Raw genomic sequence first — 20,192 nt, 5'->3', positions numbered from 1 at the left:
TACCCGGCTCCGCGGGTTGGGGGGTGGGCAGCCCCGACCGCGCGGCCGGGGGAGGGCCGCGGGTAAACTCGCCCCAACCCTCCCCCAAGGGTGTCAGACTTTAGGGGAAACTCTGTAGGGGAATCCCTCGTCTCCCGTCGCTCGACCCTCTCCCGTCTCCCGCGACCGTCTCCCGCCCCGCCGCGGCTGGGAGACGTAAGACGTGAGTACGGGCGGAGATGGAGAGACGCGAATGCGGGAGACGGGGGGCAGACGGGCAAGGTTCGGGAGACGACGTGGCAAACATTAGATTGGCCTACGCCTCCCCCCTCCCCACCGTCTCCCATATCCCGTGAGACGTCTCCCCACCCCCGCCCGTACCTCCCTCTCCCCTCTCCCACCGAAAGAATGAACCGGACTGAGGCCCTCAAACTCATGGAAGATTGGACCACCAATCCCTCCCTGAGAAACCATATGAAGAGCGTAGAGGCCGCCATGGTCGCCTACGCCCGCCATTTCGGGGAGAGCGAGAACGACTGGGCCGTCGCGGGCTTGCTCCACGACTTCGACTACGAGCGCTATCCCAACGACGCCCACGCCGCCGACGCCGAGCATCCCGCGGAAGGTGTGCGCCACCTCCGCAGCCTCGGTGTTTCCGACGAGATCTGCCAAGCCATCCTCGGCCACGCGCACTACACCGGCGTCGCCCGCGAGACCCGCATGGCCAAGACGCTCTTCGCCGTCGACGAGCTCTGCGGCCTCATCACCGCCGCCGCCCTCGTCCGCCCCTCCAAGAGCGTGCTCGACCTCGAAGCCTCCAGCGTCAAGAAGCGGATGAAGGACAAGGCCTTCGCCCGCGGCGTCAGCCGCGAGGACGTCATCCTCGGCGCACAGGAGCTCGGGGTGGAACTCGAGCCGCATATCGCGTTCGTCATCGAGGCGATGCGCGCCCGCGCCGACGAGATCGGCCTGCGCGGCACCGTCGCCGCGTAACGTTTGACAGCCTAGGTGTAGTGACTCAGGAGGTTGTTCACAGGGCGTAGCCTCACCAAGCTGGGGTTGTCGAGTCCACTCAACCGGCAACGCCAGAGGCCCCATGAACACCCACAAGAATGCACGCCTGACGCCCTATCTGCGACGGGAGGCCTGCCGCCGCGTCGCCGCCGGCGCGAAGGTGGCGCAGGTCGCCCGCGACCTCGCGGTCTCCCGCCAGACGATCTACGCGTGGCTCGAGCGCCCCCACGACGTCGAGACCCGGTCGTCGCGCCCGCACCGGTCGCCGACGCGGATCCCGCGCCGCTGGCGGCGGCAGATCCGCAAGCGCCGCGGCCAGCGCTGGTCCAGCCGCCGCATCGCCCAGCACTACGGCATCCCGCTCTCGACCGTCGGCCGCGAGCTGCGCCGCCTCGGCCTGGGCCGCCTGCCGCGCGTCGACGGGCCGCGGCGCATCGTCCGCTACGAGCGGGACCGGCCCGGCGAGCTCGTGCACCTCGACATCAAGAAGCTTGCCCGCATCTCGCGCGTGGGGCACCGCATCCACGGTGACTACACCCGGCGGACGCACGGCCGCGGCTGGGAGTTCGTGCACGTCGCGATCGACGACCACACGCGCCTCGCGTACGTCGAGGTGCTGCCGGAGGAGACCGCGGAAGCCGCGGCCGGCTTCCTCGCGCGGGCGGTCGCGTGGTACGCGGCGCTCGGCATCACGGTCGAGCGCGTGCTCACCGACAACGGCAGCTGCTACCGCGCGCTGCCCTTCGGCGAGCAGGCCCTGGCCCTCGGCATCGGCCAGCGCTTCACGCGGCCCTACCGGCCGCAGACGAACGGGAAGGCGGAGCGCTTCATCCGCACGCTGATCACTGAATGGGCCTACAACCGGGCGTATGCGCGCTCAGGCTGGCGGACCCGGGCGCTCGCGCACTATCTCTCCTTCTACAACACCGAGCGGCGGCACAGCGCCCTCGGCAACACGACCCCGGCGATGCGGCTCGCCCAGCACCTGTCAACAACGTGCTGAGCCACTACACCTAGGGCTGTCCAATGCCGGATAGCCTGTCGCACCCCATCCCCCGCCCAACGCCGCGGCCCCGTTTCGCGTACAGGAGAGCGTGACCAGTGAGCGTTGCCAATGACCTCGATTGCCCTCCCCTGGCGGGGAACCTCCGCGCGGCGGACCGTGACTGAACGGCCCGCCGACGAGAAGGACATCGTGCTCGCCGCCCAGCGCGGCGAGCAGGCGGCCTTTTCGGAACTCGTGCGTCGCCACCAGCGGCGGGCGTATGCCGTGGCCCGGGCCATCGTGATCAACCACGAGGACGCCGAGGACGCGGTGCAGGAGGCCTTCCTCCACGCCTACCGCGCCATCGATCGCTTCCTGCCGGACCAGGCCTTCGGGGCCTGGCTGCACCGGATCGTGGCCAACGCCGCATTGGATGTGACGCGCCGCCGCAAGGTGCGCGACGCAGACGAACTCCCCGAGACGGTGGCATCGCCGTTCCGGGATCCGGCCGAGAAGGGCGAGCTCCGCGCGCGCCTGACCGAGGCCCTCAACACCCTTCCCGCCCGGCAGCGCGCCGTCATCGTGCTGCACGACGTGGAAGGCTACAAGCACGCAGAGATCGGCCAGATGCTCGACATCCCGGAAGGGACGGCGCGCTCCGATCTGCACTACGCCCGTTCACAGCTGCGCCAAGTCTTGGGCGCATTGAGGCAATCATGAGTGAGAATCCCCTTGGACCCCGCATCGTCCGCGACGAGGACGAGCTGACGCGCGAGCTGCGCGCCATCGTTGCGCCCCCGGCCGACGCGTCGTACTGGACCACCCTCGAGCAGCGCATCCTCGCGCGCATCGAACGCGGCCGCGAGGAGCGGGCGTGGTGGGTGATGTCCGAGCGTGCCTATCAGTTCGGCCTCATCGCCGCGGGGCTGACGCTGATCGTCGCCGCGTCGGTGTTCCTGCGCGAGCGCGCCCTGGAGCGCCGCATGGCCATCGAGTCGGTCATCGAGACGCCGGCCGGCCGGACGGCGCCGCAGACCTTCGCCCGCCGGGGCCTCGTGCCCCCCGACGCACAGGCAACCCTGCGCGCCGTTACCGACCACTAACGAACGGCGGGTACGATGCGTCGAACCAATGGGTACGCCGTCGCGTTCTTCATCGCGGCCTTGCTGGCTGGGGCCGCGATCGGGGCGGCGGCGGACCGTGCGATCCTCCGGGAACGCATGCAACGCGAGTGGGGCGATGCCCGTGCGATGCGGGCTCGGCTGGCCGACGACCTCGGCATGGACGCGAGCCAGCGCGCCCAACTCGATTCCATTCTCGATGACCGGAACCGCCAGGTCGACAGCTTGATGGCCCCCGTGCGTCCGCAGCTCGATTCTGTCGGCGCCGCGGCCCGTCAGCGGATCCGGCAGCTGCTCACTCCCGAGCAGCAGGCCACCTACGATCAGATACAGCGTGAGCGCGAGGAAGCGCGACGCCAGGAGAAGCGGCAATGAAGGCGATGGTTCGGTCGATGATGGTCGCGGGACTCGCAGTGCTCCCCCAGGTGACGGTCGCGCAGGATGCGCGGCCGATTGCGCTTGAAGAGGCCGTGCGGCTCGCCCGGCGCAACGCGCCGGCCGCCGTGCAGGCCCGCAACGCCCTGCGCACCAACGCCGCGGCGGTGCGCTCGCGCTATGCGGCGTTCCTGCCCAACCTCTCGTTCGGCGCCGGCGTCTCGCGCCAGGACGGCTCGCGCTTCGTGCCGGACTTCAACCAGGTCGTGTCCACCGACCAGCCCTGGCGCGGTTCTCACCGCTTCAACAGCAACCTCGAGATCTTCGACGGCGGCCGCCGCTACTTCGAACTCCAGTCCGCCCGCGCCAACGTCGACGCCGCCGAGGCCACCGAGGTCTCGCAGTCGTTCAACGTCGCGCTGCAGGTGAAGCAGCAGTACTACGGCGTCCTCGCCGCGCGTGAGCAGCGCGCCGCGGCGCAGAAGCAGCTCGAGCAGGCCGAGCAGCAGCTCCGCGCGTCCACGGCCCGTGTGCAGGCCGGTGCCGCCACCCGCTCCGACTCGCTGCGCACGTCCATCCAGGTCGGCAACGCGCGCCTCGCCATCCTCCAGGCCGAGAACTCGCTGGCCACTGCCAACGCCGCGCTCTCGCGCCTCGTCGGCACCACGTACATCGTCACGGCCGCCGCCGACGACACCGCCGAGACCGGCACGATCTCGCTTTCGGATGTAGAGCTGCTCGAGATCGCCGAGCAGGGCCCGGCCGTGAAGCAGGCGCAGGCGCAGGTTGCCGCCGCCCGCCAGTCCTCCCGCGCCGCCAAGACGCCGTACCTGCCCACCGTCTCCGCCGGCCTCGGCTGGAGCTTCGCCGCCGCCGACTCGGGCTTCCGCTTCCTCGGCGACCAGCGCAACCGCAACATCTCGACCTCGCTGAGCATCAACTTCCCGCTCTTCAACAATCTCAACCGCGAGCAGCAGGTCGTCGCGGCCGCCGTCGCCGAAGACAACGCGGAAGTGCAGTTGCGCGACGCGCGCCTCAACGCGCGCCAGCTCATGATCCAGCAGCTCGGCGCCTTCCGCACGGCCGAGGCGCGCGTGCAGATCCAGCTCGCCAGCGTCGCCGCCGGCGAGGAAGACCTGCGCGTGCAGCAGGAGCGCTATGCCCTCGGCGCCTCGACGCTGCTGGACGTACTCAACTCGCAGACCACGCTCGACCAGGCCCGTCGTGACCTCATCCAGGCGCGCTTGGATGCCCGCACGGCCAAGGCGCAGATCGAGGCCCTCATCGGCCGCGACCTGCAGTAATCGCCGATCCGACCCCCGCCCTTTCGTTTTCTCTCGGAGTTTTCCGTGTCGCCCCGCCGCCTTTCCCTCGCCTTCCTCGCCGCCCTCGGCCTCGTCGCCGCCTGCGGCAAGAAGGCCGCCGCGCCGCTCCGCATCTCCACGGCGCCCATCGAGCGTCGCACCATCATCGTCCAGGCGGAAGCCACGGGCATCATCGAGCCGATCAACGTCGTCGAGGTGAAGTCCCGCGCCTCCGGCCAGATCATCGAGATGCCCGTCGAGACGGGCTCGCTCATCAACCCCGGCGAGCTGATCGTCCAGCTCGACACGCGCGACGTGCAGAACCAGTTCGACCAGTCGAAGGCCGACCTGGAGTCCGCGCAGGCCTCGCTGGCCGTGGCCGAGCAGAACAAGAAGCGTTCGGACGAACTCTTCCGCTCGCAGATCATCACGGCGCAGGAGAACGAGCAGGCCGGCCTCACGTACCAGAACGCGCTCTCGCAGATCGTGCGTGCGCGCACCAACCTCGACCTCGCGCAGCAGCGTCTCGACGACGCGCGCGTCGTCGCGCCGGTGCGCGGCACGGTCATCGAGAAGCCCGTCGCGCTGGGTCAGGTGATTCAGTCCGGCACGCAGGCCGTCGGTGGCGGCACGACCATCATCAAGATGGCCGACCTCACGAAGGTCCGCGCCCGCGCGCTGGTCAACGAAACGGACATCGGTCGCGTGATGCAGGGCCAGGAAGCGACGGTGATCGTCGACGCCTTCCCTGATCGTCCCTTCCGCGGCACCGTCGAGAAGATCGAGCCGCAGGCCGTCGTGCAGCAGAACGTCACGATGTTTCCGGTGCTCGTCTCGCTCGAGAACCGCGAGGGCCTGCTCCTCCCCGGCATGAACGGCGAGGTGAGCATCATCTCAGATCGCCGCGAGAACGTGATTGCGGTGCCGAACGAAGCGATTCGCTCGGTGCGTGAAGTGGCGCAGGTGGCCGGACTCCTGGGCCTCAACGCCGACAGCGTGCAGGCGCAGCTGCGCAGCGCGATGGGCGGCGGCTTCGGCGGCGGTGCCCCCATGGGCATGAACGGCGGCGCGCGTCCGCAGGGCGGCCCGCCGGCCGGTGGCGCGCAGGCGCGACCGGGCTATGCGGACTTCTCGGCGCAGCAGGGCGGGCGTCAGGGCGGCCAGGGTGGCTTCCAGATGCCCGACGTCACGGACGCGCAGTGCAAGGCGGTTGCGGATGCCCGCGCGGCCAAGCCGGCCGTCGCGCGGCGCCTCGACTCGCTGCAGACGGCGATGCGCAGCAATGATGCGGATCGCCCGGCCCTCATGGGCGGCATTCGCGCGGCGTACACCGAGCTCGGCGTCGACGCGATGGTCGCACGGGCCTGCCTGGCGCGCCAGCAGGGCGGCGGCGCACGCACCGCAGGGCCGGCGGCCCCCACGGGCCAGCCCACGCCGGCGCGCAATGGTCCGCGCGCGCTGCAGGCACCGGGCGCGCAGACCGGTGGCGCCGCCCGCAATGGCGGCAGCCGCGCCGGTTCGCGCTCTGGCCTCGTCTTCGTCCAGAAGGCCGACTCCACCTGGGAGCCGCGCATGGTCCGCCTCGGCGTCGCCGATTACGACTACACCGAAGTCCTCAGTGGTCTCGAGGAAGGCGAGCAGGTTGCGCTGCTCAGCGCCGTCGCGCTCCAGGCGCAGCGGCAGGAGAACCAGGACCGCATGCGCGCGATGACCGGTGGCGCGTCACCGCTCGGCGGCGCGCCGGCAGGCCCTGGCGGCGGGCGGCCGAGGTAATTCGATGCTCATCGGCGAAACGATCCGCGTTGCGCTCGGCGCACTGCGCGCCAACAAGATGCGCTCGCTGCTCACGATGCTCGGCATCGTGATCGGCGTGTCCGCGGTCATCGCCGTCGTGGCCCTCGGCCGCGGCGCGCAGAAGGCCGTGAACGACCGCATCTCGTCCCTCGGCACCACGCTGCTCACGGTGTCGCCCGGCCAGGCGCGCTCCGGCGGCGTGATGAGCTTTGACGTCCGCACGCGGCTCACGATGGAAGATGCGCAGGCGCTCGTCGAGCGCGGCACCGTGCTCACCGCGGTGCAGCCCGAGATGTCGTCCAACCTGCAGATCCAGTTCCTCAACAAGAACGCCGGCACGCAGGTCGTGGGGACGTCGGCCAACTTCCCGGAAGTCCGCAAGTACGAGATGGAAGCCGGCCGCTTCTTCACCCAAGGTGAGGACGAGAGCCGGCAGCGCGTGGCCGTCGTCGGCCCGACCGTGTGGCAGAACCTCGGCTTGCAGAGCGCCGACGGCATCATCGGCGAGAACATCCGCATCCGCGGCATCCAGTTCCTCGTCGTCGGCGCGTTCAAGTCCAAGGGCCAGGCCTCGCCGTTCAACAACCCGGATGACCAGGTCCTCATCCCGATCCAGACGGCGCGCTTCCGCGTCATGGGCTCCAACCGCTTGCGGTCGATCTCCGTGCTCGCCCCGAGCGAGGCGCAGATTCCCGAGACGATGGCGGACATCCAGAAGATCCTCCGCCGCGAGCACAAGCTGCGCCCCGAGCGACCGGACGACTTCCAGATCCGCAACCAGGCCGACTTCCTGAACACGTTGGGCGAGACCACGCAGGTGTTCTCGATGCTGCTCGCCGGCATCGCCGCGGTGTCGCTGCTCGTCGGCGGCATCGGCATCATGAACATCATGCTCGTGTCGGTCACCGAGCGCACGCGCGAGATCGGCATCCGCAAGGCGCTCGGCGCGACGAAGATCAACATCCTCTTCCAGTTCCTCATCGAGGCCGTGGTGCTCTGCCTCGTGGGTGGCGCGATCGGCATCGCCGTCGGCGCCGGTGGTGCGATGGCGTTCACGAAGCTGCTGGGCTGGAACACCGAAGTCGGCAGTTCGTCCGTCGTGCTGGCCTTCGCCTTCTCGGCATTCGTCGGCGTCGTGTTCGGCGTGTACCCCGCGCGACGCGCGGCGAAGATGGATCCGATCATCGCCCTGCGCTACGAGTAGCGCCGGCCGCCTTCTTATATAACTGCAGGCCGAAGCGGGCGATGCGCGGTGCGCGTCGCCCGCTTCGTTTGCATCCCCTGCGCCCCGCCATACATTCCCTGACGCGGCGCGGGCAGCCCACGCCGCGGTGTGCGCCGACATTCGGCGCACCCAGCCCGCTGCAATCCCTGGGGTGCAGGACCGGCCCCTCCCCATAATGTCGGACGACAACCCTCAGGCGACTCCCGACCCGCGACCGTCGGTGCGGATGACCGCCGAGTACAAACCGCCGGAACGGCATCACGTCGAGGCCAATCCCACCGGCAAGCGGCTCGCGATCCTCGCCCTCGGCGCCCTCGGCGTCGTGTACGGCGACATCGGCACCTCGCCGCTCTACGCGCTGCGCGAGGTCTTCAGCGAGAAGTACGGTATCACGCCCACGCCAGAGCACGTGCTCGGCGTGCTCTCGCTCGTCTTCTGGGCCCTCGTGCTGGTGATCACGGTCAAGTACATCGTGTTCATCCTCCGGGCCGACAATCGCGGCGAGGGCGGCATCCTCGCGATGCTCGCGCTCATCCTCCAGAAAGAGCCGGGCAAGCGTTCCAATCGCTTCCTCGTGATCGCCATCGGCCTCATGGGCGCGGCCCTGCTCTACGGCGACGGCATGATCACGCCGGCCATCTCGGTGCTCTCGGCCATGGAAGGCCTCACGGTGGTCTCCGACGCCTTCGAGCCGGCCGTCGTGCCGCTCTCGGCCGTCATCCTCGTCGGGCTGTTCGTGGCGCAGAAGTTCGGCACGGCGAGGGTCGGGGCCTTCTTCGGCCCCATCACGCTGCTGTGGTTCGCCGTGCTGGCGATCCTCGGGACGCTGTCGCTCCTCAAGCACCCGGGCGTGCTCGCCGCGGTGAACCCGCTGTACGCGCTGCGGTTCTTCCAGGACGTCGGCGCGGCCGGCTTCTTCATCATGGGCGCCGTCGTGCTGGTCGTGACCGGCGGCGAGGCCCTCTACGCCGACATGGGCCACTTCGGCAAGCGGCCGATCCGCGTCGCCTGGCTCACGATCGCGCTGCCGGCGCTCCTGCTGAACTACTTCGGCCAAGGCGCGCTGCTGCTCACCGACCCGACGGCCATCGAGAATCCGTTCTTCCTGCTCGCGCCGCGCGCGCTGCTGTATCCGATGGTCGCGTTGGCGACGATGGCGACGGTCATCGCCTCGCAGGCCATGATCTCGGGGGCTTTCTCGATCACGCAGCAGTGCATCCAGCTCGGCTACTCGCCGCGCATGACGATCACCCACACCTCGGCGAAGGAGTTCGGGCAGATCTACATCCCGGAGATCAACAGTGCGCTGGCCGTCGGCTGCCTGCTCATGGTGTTCGGCTTCCGGAGCTCGGAGGCCCTCGGCGCCGCATACGGCATCGCCGTCACCGGGACGTTCGTCCTCAGCACCATCCTCTACAGCATCATCGCGCTGCGGCGCTGGCATTGGCCGCTGTGGAAGGTGCTGGCGTTCCTGCTCGTCTTCGGCGTCATCGACGTCGTGCTCTTCAGTGCCAGCGCCTCCAAGTTCATCCACGGCGGCTGGGTCCCCGTGGTGGTCGCCATCGCGATCTTCACGATGATGACCACGTGGAAGCGCGGGCGCCTGATCCTCACGGAGCGCATGCAGGACATCTCGCTCCCGATGGAGACCTTCCTCGCGGACATCGGCGATCACCCGAAGACCCGCGTGCCCGGCACGGCCGTCTTCATGACCTCGGAGATCCAGGGCACACCGGTCGTGCTGCTGCACCACCTGAAGCACAACAAGGTGCTGCATGAGACCGTGATCCTCATGTCCATCCGAACGGCCGACGTCCCCGAGACCCAGCGGCACGAACGCGTGAGCATCGAGGCGTTGGGCCACGGTTTCTTCCGCGTGATCGGCACCTATGGCTTCATGGAAGGCCCCGACGTGAAGGAGATCCTCCAGCGCTGCCGCGACGCCGGCATCGCCGCGCGGCCGCTCGACACCAGCTACTACCTCGGCCGCGAACAGCTCATCCCGCGCAGCGGGCCGTGGAAGAAGGGCGCCATGTCCATGAACATCTTCCGCAAGAAGCTCTTCGCGGTGATGTCGCGGAATGCGCGCAGCGCCACGCAGTACTTCCAGCTGCCGCCCAACCGCGTGGTCGAGCTCGGGACGCAGATCGAGTTCTGAACAGACGAGGAGCGAAGAGCGAAGGGAGGGATCGAGCGGCGAGGGACGAGGCAAGGAGGGGCGGAGGGGGAGGGGGAAATGGCCCCTTCCCCCTCTCTTTCGTAGCTTTCCGTACCTCGGATCCAGGGCCGAGCCGTTCCCTTCGGCCCCATTCCTTCGGTTCCTCGTTCCTTCCCCTCGCTCCTCGCTCCTCGATGCCGCGCCTACTCCTCGCACTGATGCTCCTCGCGCTGCCCGCGGCAGCGCAGCACCCCTGGGACAACCCCCTCCGCGACGACGCGAAGTTCTCGTTCTACGATCGCGGCCCCTACCGCCAAGGCGTCCCCCGCCCCGAGAGCATCCTCGGCTTCAACGTCGGCGATGCGCACACGCAGTACCACCTGCAGGAGCGCGTGCTGCTGGCCATCGCCGAGGCGGCCAAGGATCGCGTGCGTGTCGAGGAGATCGGCGTGAGCAACGAGCGCCGCACGATGCGCATCTACATCGTGTCGTCGCCGGAGAACATCGCGCGGCTGGACGCCATCCGCGCCGACTTGGACCGCATCGCCGACCCGCGCGGCGCCACGCAGGCTCAGCTCGATGCCGTGATCGCCCGCACGCCGGCCGTGGTGTGGTTCTCCGGCTCCGTGCACGGCGACGAGGTGCCGGGCTTCGAGGCCTCGATGCAGTTGCTCTATCACTTCGCCGCGTCCAACGAGCCGGCGACGCTGGAGCACCTCAAGAACGCCATCGTCATCATCAACCCCAGCTCCAACCCCGACGGCCACGAGCGCTTCGCGGTGTGGAGCAACTCGATCGCCGTCGGCAGCGCCGAGGCCACCGCGCTCGAGCAGCAGCGCGGCCAGCCCTGGGCCACGCGCGGCCGCTTCAACCACTACCGGTTCGACATGAACCGCGACCTCATGGCCATCACGCAGCGTGAGGTGCAGGCCATCACGGGCGGCATGCTGCGCTGGCACCCGATGGTCACCGCCGACCTGCACGGCTACACCTCGACGTACTACATGGCGCCCGCCGCGCGGCCGGTGAACGCGAACATCTCCGGCTGGCCCTTCAAGTGGAGCGAGGCCATCGGCCGCGGCAACGCCGCCGCCTTCGACCGCTACGGCTGGCTGTACTTCGTCCGCGACGCCTTCGACCTCTACTATCCGGGCTACTACGACTCCTGGCCGTCGCTGAACGGCGCCATGGGCACCACGTACGAGACAGACGGCGGCCCCGCGCTGCTGCAGTACCGCGAGGACGGCACGCTGCTCTCGCTGCGCGACGGCATCAGCAAGCACTACGTCGCGAGCATCGCGACCTTCGAGACCTCCGCCGCGCGCGCCCGCGAGATGGTGCGCGACTATGCCGCGTTCCGCGCCAAGGCCGTCACCGACGGCCGCAACGGCACCATCAAGCGCGTCGTCTTCGTGCCGGGCAGTGACCCGGTGCGCGCCGCCGAGCTGGCCGCGGCGCTGATGCGCGCCGGCATCGAAGTCACGCGCACCACGGCCGGTTTCAGCAGCACGCGGGCCTCGAGCTACACCGAGGACGGCACGCGCGCCCGCAACTTCCCCGCCGGCTCCTACGTGGTGGACCTCGCCCAGCCGCAGGGCAAGCTCGCCAAGGCCCTGCTCGAGGCCGACCCCGAGCTCGATCCCGTGTTCGCGCGTGAACAACTCGCCAAGTTCCAGCGCAACCAGCAGCGCTCGCGCAACGCCGACGACACCGAAGGCTACGAGTTCTACGACGTCTCGGCGTGGGCGCTGCCCGTCGCCTACGGCGTCGAGGCCTACTGGACGGAGGACGCCCCGGCCCTGCAAGGCCAGCTGCTCTCGTTCACCAACGGCGTGCGGATGGGCGCCGAGGTGCTGCCGCATGCCATCACGGGCGGCATCGTTGAGGGGCGCGATGCTCGCTCGGCCTATCTCTGGCGCAACGATCGCAACAACGCCGCCAAGCTCGCGGCACAGCTGATGCAGGAGGGATTCCGCGTCGCCATCGCGGCGCAGCCCATCCAAACGGGCAACGTCACCTGGCCGCGCGGTACTTGGGTAGCGCGCGTGTCGCGCAACGAGACGACGCTCGCGGCGCGTGTCGACACGCTGGCCAAGCTGGCCGGCGTCGAAGTGCGCGGCGTCAACAGCGCCTTCCCCGACGACGCGCAGTACGGCACGGGATCCAGCGTGGTCGTGGACCTCAAGCGGCCGAGCATCGCCGTAGTCGCCGAAGGCAACATCTCGCACACCAGCTTCGGCGCCGTGTGGTGGTCGCTGGAGCAGCGCTACGGCGTGCGCTTCACGCCGATCAGCGCCAACGCGCTCAACGGCGACCTCTCGGCGTTCACGGGCATCATCATCCCGAGCGGCGGCGTGCAGGGCAACGGCGCCAACCTGAAGCGCTGGGTGGAGAATGGCGGCGCGCTCGTGACCTTCGGCGGCGCCACCAGCTGGGCCACGCGCGAGGACGTGGGCCTCACCAGTGCGCGTCGCATCACCTGCGCGGACAAGAAGGCCGAGCCCACGCGCTCGACGGCCGCCCCGCTGGATTCCACGCGCGCCACGGCCAGCCCGAACGCCTGCGCCGATCAGCTCGCCGACCTGCCGGGCTCGCACTTCGACGTCGTGCTCGACCTCACCAACTGGGTCACGCTCGGCATGGAGAAGCAGCGCATGCCCGTGCTCGTGGGCGGCAGCAGCGTGCTTGGCTTGAGCCACGACGGCGGCAACGTCGCCGTGTTCCCGACCACGGGAACGCTTAAGCGCGGCGGCTTCACCTTCCCGGACAACTCCGAGCGCCTGCTGCGCGGCAGCGCCTTCATCGTGCAGGAGCGCGTCGGCCGCGGCAACGTGGTGATGTTCACCAACGATCCGATGTTCCGCGGCTGGTGGCGCGCGTTGGACCGCATGGTCTTCAACGCCGTGCTGCTCGGCGGCTCCTTCTAGGCGGCGTGGTCAGGGCCGGCGGCGGCGCGGGCCGCCGCTGGTCCAGATCACGATCGTGCCGCAGCCTGCATTGCGCCCGGCGAACTCGCCGGGCGTGTCGGTGGGGCCCGTGTACACTTCCATCGCCTCGATGTCGCGCACGGGGATCACGGGCCCCCAGGCGTTGTTCAGCTGGCCGTCGATCCAGTATTCCGGATAGCACTGCATCGGCGCTCGGACCATGCGGATCTGGCAGCCGGACCCGCCGCCGCCGCAGTCCATGGTCACGCCTCGCATCGTTTGCACGATGTCGGAGAGCCGGTTGTAGTTGCGCCGTGTGATCTCGTCGCGCGTGACGTACTGCCCGCGTCCCGTCTCGCGGCGGCGTTCGAAGTCCCGCAGCCACACGGGCGCGAGGGGGGTGGCTTCGACCGTGACCTCCGGCAGCGCCTGCGCGGTGCCGTCGCGCGCGGGCGTGGGAGCGACCGAGGTCGAGTCGAGTTCGAGCACCCGCTCCATCTCCTCGCCGGAGGCGAACGCCAAGGTGACGTTGGCGCGCGGAAACTCCGCGGCCACCACGTAGAAGCGGACGAGGCCCGGCGGCACGACCGGGATGTCGAAGCGGCCCACGGAGTCCGTGACGGTGATGGCGCTCAGGCTCGGCGAGGAGATGCGCGCCCCGGCGATGGGTCGCTTCGTGGAGGCATCGACGACGGTGCCGAAGAACCGGCCGGGAAGGCTCGGTGCGCTCTGCGCCGGGGCCCCGCGCCGCTCAGGCGCGCGCTGGCCCGCAGCCTCGGCGTCGGCCCAGAACAGGGCCGCGCAGCAGACACCGAACCGCAGAAGTGACAGCAGAGGGGAACGCACAGGTACACACGTAGCGATGATGGGAGTACCCCCGCAAGGGCTGGGGGGTCACCGGTGCGGCGGCCGTGGCGAGCCGGTGGGGGGCTATTGCGGTTACATCCTATTTACGTCATTGTTGCTCGCCGCGACTTCGTCCAGCATTGCTCGGCGAGTACGCGTCCCACCCCTTCACTCAGGAGCGGCCCTCCGTATGGAACGGCGCACCCCCACTTGGAAGCGAACGTTGTTCGCCCTCGCCACGCTGCTGCTCACGAGCAGCGCCTTGGCCGCACAATCCACCATCAGCGGGCGCGTGACGACGGGCGGAGGCCCGCTCGAGAACGCGCTCGTTGCGCTTCCGGAGCTTCCGGGGGCCTCCGCCCGCACCGATGCGCAGGGCAACTATCGCATCGTGGCGAACGTGCCCGACGGCCAGAGCGTGATCGTCCTCGCCCGCGCCGTCGGCTACAAGCCCAGCCGCATCACGATCACCATCAGTGGTCGCGCCGGCACCGCCAACTTCCAGCTGGAGCGCGACGTCCTCAATCTCGACCAGATGGTCGTGACCGGGACGTCGGACGCGATCTCCACGCGCAAGACGGCCTTCTCCGTCGGCGTGGTCGACGCGGCGCAGCTGAAGGAAGTCCCAGCCACGTCGGCGCTCGGCGGCATCAACGGCCGCGTCGCCGGTGCGACGGTTTCGGCCCCGTCCGGCGCACCTGGGACGGCCCCAGCCATCCGCCTCCGCGGCGCCACCTCGCTCACCGGGCGCCAGGACCCGCTCGTCATCATTGACGGGACCATCACGCGCATCTCCCTCGCCGACATCAATTCGGAGGACATAGAGCGCATCGAGGTGATTAAGGGTGCCGCCGCGAGCTCGCTGTATGGGTCGGACGCCGCGAATGGCGTCATCCAGATCTTCACCAAGAGTGGACGGCAGCTGTCAGAAGGCCGCACCGAGATCACGGTGCGCAACGAGTTCGGCCAGAACGCAATCCGTCGCACTATCCCGAACAACATGTCGCACGCCTTCCAGCTGAATCCGGACGGCTCGTTCCGGCTGGACGGGTCTGGAAACCGGATTCCCGAGGCGGACGGCATTTCGGACAACCCGTACCCTGAGTACTTCAACCAGCTCGAGCAGGTGTACAGCCCCGGCACGTTCATGACGAACTACATCTCCGTCGGCCAGCGCCGTGGGAATGCGTCCATCAACGCGTCGTTTCAGAACTCGCGCGACCAAGGCGTCCTCAATCTCGTCGACGGGTTCACGCGCCGGAACTTCCGCGTGAATGCCAGCGTCGCACTCTCTGACCGCCTCGACTTTCAGACTGGCGCGTTCTTTGGCACGTCGACGGCTGACAACACGGACGGTGAGGGTGCCGGGTCCGCGTTCTTCGGCCTCCGCATGCTCGAGCCGAACATTGACCTTGAGCGCGACGGCGCGAACGGCGAACCCTACGATCCGCGTGTGCGCCAGCCGGGCCGCACAGGCAACGTTTCGAACCCCCTCTACACCGCGTACTTGACCGACAATACGATCGACCGCACGCGCTTCACAGGCTTCGGTAAAGTCAACTTCCGTGTGCTCGACTGGCTCACGGCCGAGGCGAACGCCAACTTCGACACCGGCAATAACCGTAGCAAGAACTTCACACCGCTGGGTTTCACGAACTCGTCCGGCAATGTCGACGACGGCTCGCTGTTCATGGCGTCCTCCGAGACCCGCGCGTACAACCTCGGCGCTTCGCTCACGTCCGTGCGCCGCTTCGGCGACTTCACAAACACCACCAAGGCCGCGTGGGTCTATGAAGACCAGCGGAACCTGCAGCTGACGGTCTTCGCGCCGTCGTTCCAGGTCCCGCGCGTACCAGAGTTCTCGGGCATCGTCCGCGGCCCGTCGGCGCCGGTGGCCCCGGGTTCGTTCACGCAGGACATCCGCAACAACAACGTCTTCCTCGTCAGCACCTTCGACTACAAGGAAAAGCTGATCGTCGACGGCCTCGTTCGGCAGGACCAGTCCTCGCTGTTCGGCAAGGACCAGCGCTCGGCCATCTATGGCCGCGGCTCGATCGCCTACCGCGTGTCGGAGGACTTCACGCTGCCGGGTGTCGATGAGTTCAAGCTCCGCGCCTCGTTCGGTACGGCCGGCCTGCGCCCCGTGTACGACGCGCAGTACGAGCAGTTCGCCCTCGTCGGCGGCGTGCCGGTAAAGGTGACGCTCGGCAACCCCAACCTCCGCCCCGCGCAGTCCCGTGAGACCGAAGTCGGCTTCAACATCGACTTCCTCCGCAATTACACGCTCGAGTACTCGTACTCGGACAAGCTGACGACGGACCAGATTCTCCAGGTCCCGGTTTCGGCCGTTACGGGCTACCAGAATCAGTGGCTCAACGCCGGTTCTCTAAAGGCAATCACGCACGAGATCGCGGTGGGCGCCGTCTTGATGCAGACCCAGAACTTCTTCTGGCGCCTCAACATCGCGGCCGACCGCACCCGTCAGACTGTTGAGTCTCTGAACGTTGCGCCTTTCCTCGTCGGTCCGGACCCCACCGACGACAACACGGCCATCTTCCGGATCGCGCCCGGGGAGACCTTCGGCGTCGTCTACGGCTCGCGCTGGATTCGCACGCCGCAGGAATTGCAGCAGACCATTGCGCGCGGTGGTCTCACGGGCACGGCGGCTGACTACGTCCGCAACGAGGAAGGCTACTTCGTGCGTGCTTCGCAGTGGCGCACCTCCGCCGAGGTTCCGCTCCGTTACGTGGATGAGAACGGGTCCAACGTCATGCAGATCGCCGACGTGAATCCGGACTTCAACCTCGCGTTCAACACGCAGGCGACGTGGAAAGGCCTGTCGATCTCAGCTGTGGTCAACTGGGTTCAGGGCGGCGACATCTACAACTACACCCGCCAGTGGCCGATCTTCGACCTCCGCGATCCGGTCATCGACCAGCGCGGCAAGCCGGAAGTTGAGAAAAAGCCTGTGGGCTACTACTCGGCGTTCTACAACAACTTCGACCCGTCGACGTTCTTCGTCGAAGACGGCTCGTACATCCGCCTCCGCGAGCTCGCCATCAATTACTCGCTGCCGTCGGCGCTCACCGAACGCGTCGGCCTCGGCGGCCGCACGGTCCGCCTCGGCCTCGTCGGCCGCAACCTCTTGACGTTCACCAACTATTCGGGCTACGACCCCGAAGTCGCTGGCCCGGGCGGCGGCAACCCCTTTGCCTATCGCGTCGACTACTTCACGTACCCCGTCTTCCGCACGCTGACGGCCATGGTGGAGATCGGCTTCTAATGCATACGACCACTTCTTCCCTCCGGAGTCTCCGCGCCATGCGCACCCTGACTCGCAAGGGGATCGTGGCCCTTGGCGCCCTTCTGGCCCTTGGCTGCAACTCCCTCGATGTGACCAACCCGAATGCGCCCGACGCCAGCCGCGCACTCTCCGACCCCGACGCCGTCGAAGCGATCGCGGGCGGCACCCTCATCTCGTTCTACAACACGTATAACGGGCTGCAGGCCGTCGGTCCGCTCACGACGCAGGCGCGCTCGCACACTGCGTCGTGGAACAACTTCAACATGAACTTCTACTCGTCGGTCGACGGCGACGGCACGCGCAACACACGCAGCTGGCAGAACGACCCGGCCGCCGCCGGCCGTACGAGCATCGAGTGGTACTGGGAGGGCTACTACTCCGTCGCCGCCACGGCCATGGACGTGCTCGTCGCGATTCGCAACAACAACCTTGTCATCGGCAATGCGGCCCGCACGGCGCGCGCCGAGGCCGTTGCCGAGCTGATGCTCGGCGCCGCGCTTGGCCAGATCGCCCTGAACTACGACAAGGGCTATTTCATCGACGAGAACGCGGACCTCGGCGCCCTCTCGTATGTGCACCGCTCCGTGCTCCGCGACTCGGCCGTCGCGAAGCTGCAGAGCGCCGCGGCCATCGCCACCGCTAACACCTTCACCGTGCCCGATGCCTGGCACGGCGACGGCGGCGATTACACCAACGTCGACATCGCGCGGCTCGCCAACACGGTGGCGGCGATGACGTTGGCCTACTGGCCCCGCACCGAAGCCGAGAACGCCTCCGTGAACTGGGCACAGGTCGCCACGTTCGCCGCGGCGGGCCTCACGCAGGACTTCGTCTTCGTCGGCGACGGCTGCGCCTCGATCTGCCCCATGATGCAGTCGTGGACCAACGACATCTTTGGCATCCGCGTGCACACGCGCGTCGCCAACCTGCTCGACCCGGTGACGCAGGCCACGCCGTATCCCGATGGCGGCAACGCCCAGCCGAACTCGCCGGACCGCCGCCTCGGCGACGGTTCCTTTGGTACCGCGGACATGGAAGGTGACTACGGCACGGTGGCACGTACCGCCAACGCCGGCACTGACTTCGCCTGGTCGGGCTACGAGGCGTTCTTCGCCTCGCGCGGCCAGTACCACCAGTCGAACATCGGCCACATCCGTTGGGACGCCTCTGGTACTCAGGACCTGAACTCGATTTACTCAGGCTACGGTCCAGTTCCGCTCATCATGAGCGCCCAGAATGACCTGATCCACGCCGAGGCCCTCGCGCGCGCGAACACCAACCTCACGCTCGCGGCCACGCTCATCAACCGCACCCGCGTGACGCGTGGCGGGCTCTCCGCCGCCACCGCCGGCGAAGGTGCCGCGTCACTGCTCGACAAGATCATGTACGAGAACGAGATCGAGCTGCTCTCACAGGGCGCATCCGTGTTCTACGTGCGGCGCCGCGCGACGAACGGCCTGCTCGTCGGGACGCCGCGCGAGATGCCCGTGCCGGCCAAGGAACTCGGCGTGAAGAACGAAGCCCTCTACACCTGGGGCGGCAGCGGCGCAGCCAACTCCTCGCCGACGCCGTGAGTCCGCAGGACCAGTTGCACACGCGCGGCCGGGGACACTCGTCCCCGGCCGCGCGGTACTTCCTCCCGCTCGTGTGTGCAGTGCTCGTCATCGGCTGCGCGCGCGAGACGCAGGACGCCCCGCCCAATGACCGCCGCACGATTGTGGCCGAGGCGGGGGCCGGCGCAGACCCCACACTCTGCGCGATGTTGCCGGATACGGCCGTCGAGCTCCTCTCGGCGCGGCCGGACGAGAACGACCTGCCGCTGACGCGCATCGAGCTCGACCCGGCCTGTCCGCGCGCGACGGTGCTGTTCACCGCCGGCGCGCACATCCAACGCACCTACCGCGTGCCCATGAAGGCGGGGCAGCTCCTCGTGGCGCGCGTGCGCGGCGAGTCCGGTCCGGTGGCGCTGAACTTCGATTTTCCGGCTGCCATCAAGCCCGACAGCAGCAACTTCGGCTACTCGGTGGTGGACTCGATCCGCGTCACCGAGGACCGCGACGTCTCGATCCGGGTCGCGCTCATCCCGCGCGCCAAGGAAGCCGCGCGGGCGAGCCGCGTACTGCTCACAGTACTCGCACGTCCCTGAGCATCACCCGCCCGCGCGTCGGGGCCGTCGGCGCGACCGGCTGCACCGGCGGGGTGGGCGGCACCGGCGGCGTGGTCCACATGAAGAATCCGCCCTCGTTGCCCGGCAGCGTGCTCGAGAGCACCGGCGTCACACGCACCGTGCGGCTGCGGCCAGCGCTGACGACCGTGAGCTCCACCGACTGGCCGTTCTCCACCTTCGCCAGCTCGCTGCGCAGGCGGTTCGCCTTCGCCATCGCGACCTGCGCATCACCCGCATCCTCGCGCGCCACGCGCAGCGAGACGCCGTTGACCGCGGCGATGCGATCGCCTTCGATGATGCCGGCCTTCGCCGCCGGACCGTCCTCGGTCACCGCGCTCACGAACACGCCGAGGGTGTCACGCGCATTGCCGCTCGGCGAGGTCGTCACGCCGATCACCGGTCGGTCATCCGCCACGCGACGGCGGAGCAGGCTGCGTTCGTTCTGGTAGAGTTCGTCGGCGCGCACCGGCACCACGCGGACCTCGCGCGAGCGGCCCTCGCTCAGCACCTGCAGGCGCACGGTGTCGCCCGCCTTCACCTTCTCCATCTCGCGCTGCAGCCGGCGCATCAAGACGCCGTCGTAGTCATCTTCGCCCGCGTCGGCACGATTGGCGCGCAGCGAGGTACCGTTGATGCTCTGCAGCCGGTCGCCCGCCTTGAGGCCGGCCTTCTGCGCCGGCGACTCCGGCGTCACGTCGCTGACGCGCAGGCCGAGGGTATCGGCACGCTCGCTGTCGTCGACGAGCGTGAGTCCGAGCACCGGGCGATCCATCACCACGGATCCACGGATGATTTCGATCTCGCGCGGCGATCCGGAGAAGACGCGCACCTGCTGCGCGTCGGCGGCCGCGAGGGGAAGCGCCGCGAACAGGACGGCGGCACGGAGGGTTGTCGGGGTCATCATGAGGCCTCTGGAACAAGGGTTCGCCCCTTCGGTCACCCGACATCCAGCGGAGGGTTGCCTCGGGGCGTAGAATCCTGTGTCCCCGGCGC

15 protein-coding genes are annotated in these 20,192 nt (G+C 68.7%); 13 read left to right on the top strand and 2 right to left on the bottom strand.

Features of this window, described 5'->3' with window-relative positions; genetic code table 11:
* The first annotated feature begins 387 nt into the window (after positions 1 to 387).
* From Strain318_RS01635 to Strain318_RS01590, 10 genes are all read left to right on the top strand, one after another.
* Positions 388 to 972, top strand: coding sequence for an HDIG domain-containing metalloprotein (locus Strain318_RS01635; protein ID WP_367886791.1), 585 nt, complete (start codon positions 388 to 390; stop codon positions 970 to 972).
* Between the two features lie 103 nt (positions 973 to 1,075).
* Positions 1,076 to 1,996 carry an IS481 family transposase gene (locus Strain318_RS01630; protein WP_367885752.1) on the top strand — a complete coding sequence of 307 codons (921 nt, stop codon included), beginning with the start codon at positions 1,076 to 1,078 and terminating at the stop codon, positions 1,994 to 1,996.
* Between the two features lie 159 nt (positions 1,997 to 2,155).
* The gene (locus Strain318_RS01625) at positions 2,156 to 2,698 is read left to right on the top strand and encodes an RNA polymerase sigma factor (protein ID WP_367886790.1); all 543 of its coding nucleotides are present in this window, start codon (positions 2,156 to 2,158) and stop codon (positions 2,696 to 2,698) included.
* The gene (locus tag Strain318_RS01620; RefSeq protein WP_367886789.1) at positions 2,695 to 3,081 is read left to right on the top strand and encodes a hypothetical protein; all 387 of its coding nucleotides are present in this window, start codon (positions 2,695 to 2,697) and stop codon (positions 3,079 to 3,081) included. Before Strain318_RS01625 ends, Strain318_RS01620 begins: the two co-directional genes overlap by 4 nt.
* Before the next feature lie 15 nt (positions 3,082 to 3,096).
* Positions 3,097 to 3,474: a hypothetical protein gene (locus Strain318_RS01615; RefSeq protein ID WP_367886788.1), complete on the top strand. Its 378-nt coding sequence runs from the start codon at positions 3,097 to 3,099 to the stop codon at positions 3,472 to 3,474.
* Positions 3,471 to 4,778 carry a TolC family protein gene (locus tag Strain318_RS01610; RefSeq protein WP_367886787.1) on the top strand — a complete coding sequence of 436 codons (1,308 nt, stop codon included), beginning with the start codon at positions 3,471 to 3,473 and terminating at the stop codon, positions 4,776 to 4,778. Before Strain318_RS01615 ends, Strain318_RS01610 begins: the two co-directional genes overlap by 4 nt.
* 45 nt (positions 4,779 to 4,823) lie before the next feature.
* Positions 4,824 to 6,551 carry an efflux RND transporter periplasmic adaptor subunit gene (locus Strain318_RS01605; protein ID WP_367886786.1) on the top strand — a complete coding sequence of 576 codons (1,728 nt, stop codon included), beginning with the start codon at positions 4,824 to 4,826 and terminating at the stop codon, positions 6,549 to 6,551.
* Positions 6,552 to 6,555: 4 nt separating this feature from the next.
* A complete protein-coding gene (locus tag Strain318_RS01600; protein WP_367886785.1) occupies positions 6,556 to 7,776 on the top strand; it encodes an ABC transporter permease in 1,221 nt (406 codons plus the stop codon).
* 247 nt (positions 7,777 to 8,023) lie between these two features.
* Positions 8,024 to 9,955: a potassium transporter Kup gene (locus Strain318_RS01595; RefSeq protein ID WP_437436320.1), complete on the top strand. Its 1,932-nt coding sequence runs from the start codon at positions 8,024 to 8,026 to the stop codon at positions 9,953 to 9,955.
* A 194-nt stretch (positions 9,956 to 10,149) separates the two neighbouring features.
* Positions 10,150 to 12,882, top strand: coding sequence for a M14 family zinc carboxypeptidase (locus tag Strain318_RS01590; RefSeq protein ID WP_367886783.1), 2,733 nt, complete (start codon positions 10,150 to 10,152; stop codon positions 12,880 to 12,882).
* 9 nt (positions 12,883 to 12,891) lie between these two features.
* Here the strand turns inward: Strain318_RS01590 and Strain318_RS01585 are convergent, their stop codons facing one another.
* The gene (locus tag Strain318_RS01585) at positions 12,892 to 13,728 is read right to left on the bottom strand and encodes a carboxypeptidase regulatory-like domain-containing protein (protein ID WP_367886782.1); all 837 of its coding nucleotides are present in this window, start codon (positions 13,726 to 13,728) and stop codon (positions 12,892 to 12,894) included.
* Positions 13,729 to 13,951: 223 nt separating this feature from the next.
* Here Strain318_RS01585 and Strain318_RS01580 point away from each other — a divergent pair, with 223 nt between their 5' ends.
* From Strain318_RS01580 to Strain318_RS01570, 3 genes are read left to right on the top strand one after another with little or no spacing between them, the layout of a single operon-like run.
* Positions 13,952 to 17,011 carry a SusC/RagA family TonB-linked outer membrane protein gene (locus Strain318_RS01580; RefSeq protein WP_367886781.1) on the top strand — a complete coding sequence of 1,020 codons (3,060 nt, stop codon included), beginning with the start codon at positions 13,952 to 13,954 and terminating at the stop codon, positions 17,009 to 17,011.
* 38 nt (positions 17,012 to 17,049) lie between these two features.
* Complete coding sequence (locus Strain318_RS01575) at positions 17,050 to 18,606, top strand: RagB/SusD family nutrient uptake outer membrane protein (RefSeq protein WP_367886780.1); 1,557 nt, start codon at positions 17,050 to 17,052, stop codon at positions 18,604 to 18,606.
* Positions 18,603 to 19,178 carry a hypothetical protein gene (locus Strain318_RS01570; RefSeq protein ID WP_367886779.1) on the top strand — a complete coding sequence of 192 codons (576 nt, stop codon included), beginning with the start codon at positions 18,603 to 18,605 and terminating at the stop codon, positions 19,176 to 19,178. Before Strain318_RS01575 ends, Strain318_RS01570 begins: the two co-directional genes overlap by 4 nt.
* Here the strand turns inward: Strain318_RS01570 and Strain318_RS01565 are convergent.
* Positions 19,156 to 20,103, bottom strand: coding sequence for a PDZ domain-containing protein (locus Strain318_RS01565; protein WP_367886778.1), 948 nt, complete (start codon positions 20,101 to 20,103; stop codon positions 19,156 to 19,158). The genes Strain318_RS01570 and Strain318_RS01565 overlap by 23 nt on opposite strands.
* Between the last annotated feature and the right edge of the window lie 89 nt (positions 20,104 to 20,192).

The sequence above is a fragment of the Pseudogemmatithrix spongiicola genome, from assembly GCF_030623445.1.
In the GTDB taxonomy this organism is placed as follows: domain Bacteria; phylum Gemmatimonadota; class Gemmatimonadetes; order Gemmatimonadales; family Gemmatimonadaceae; genus Pseudogemmatithrix; species Pseudogemmatithrix spongiicola.
Note: the sequence above shows the minus strand (reverse complement) of the source record. Positions and strands in the feature narration are given on the sequence as shown.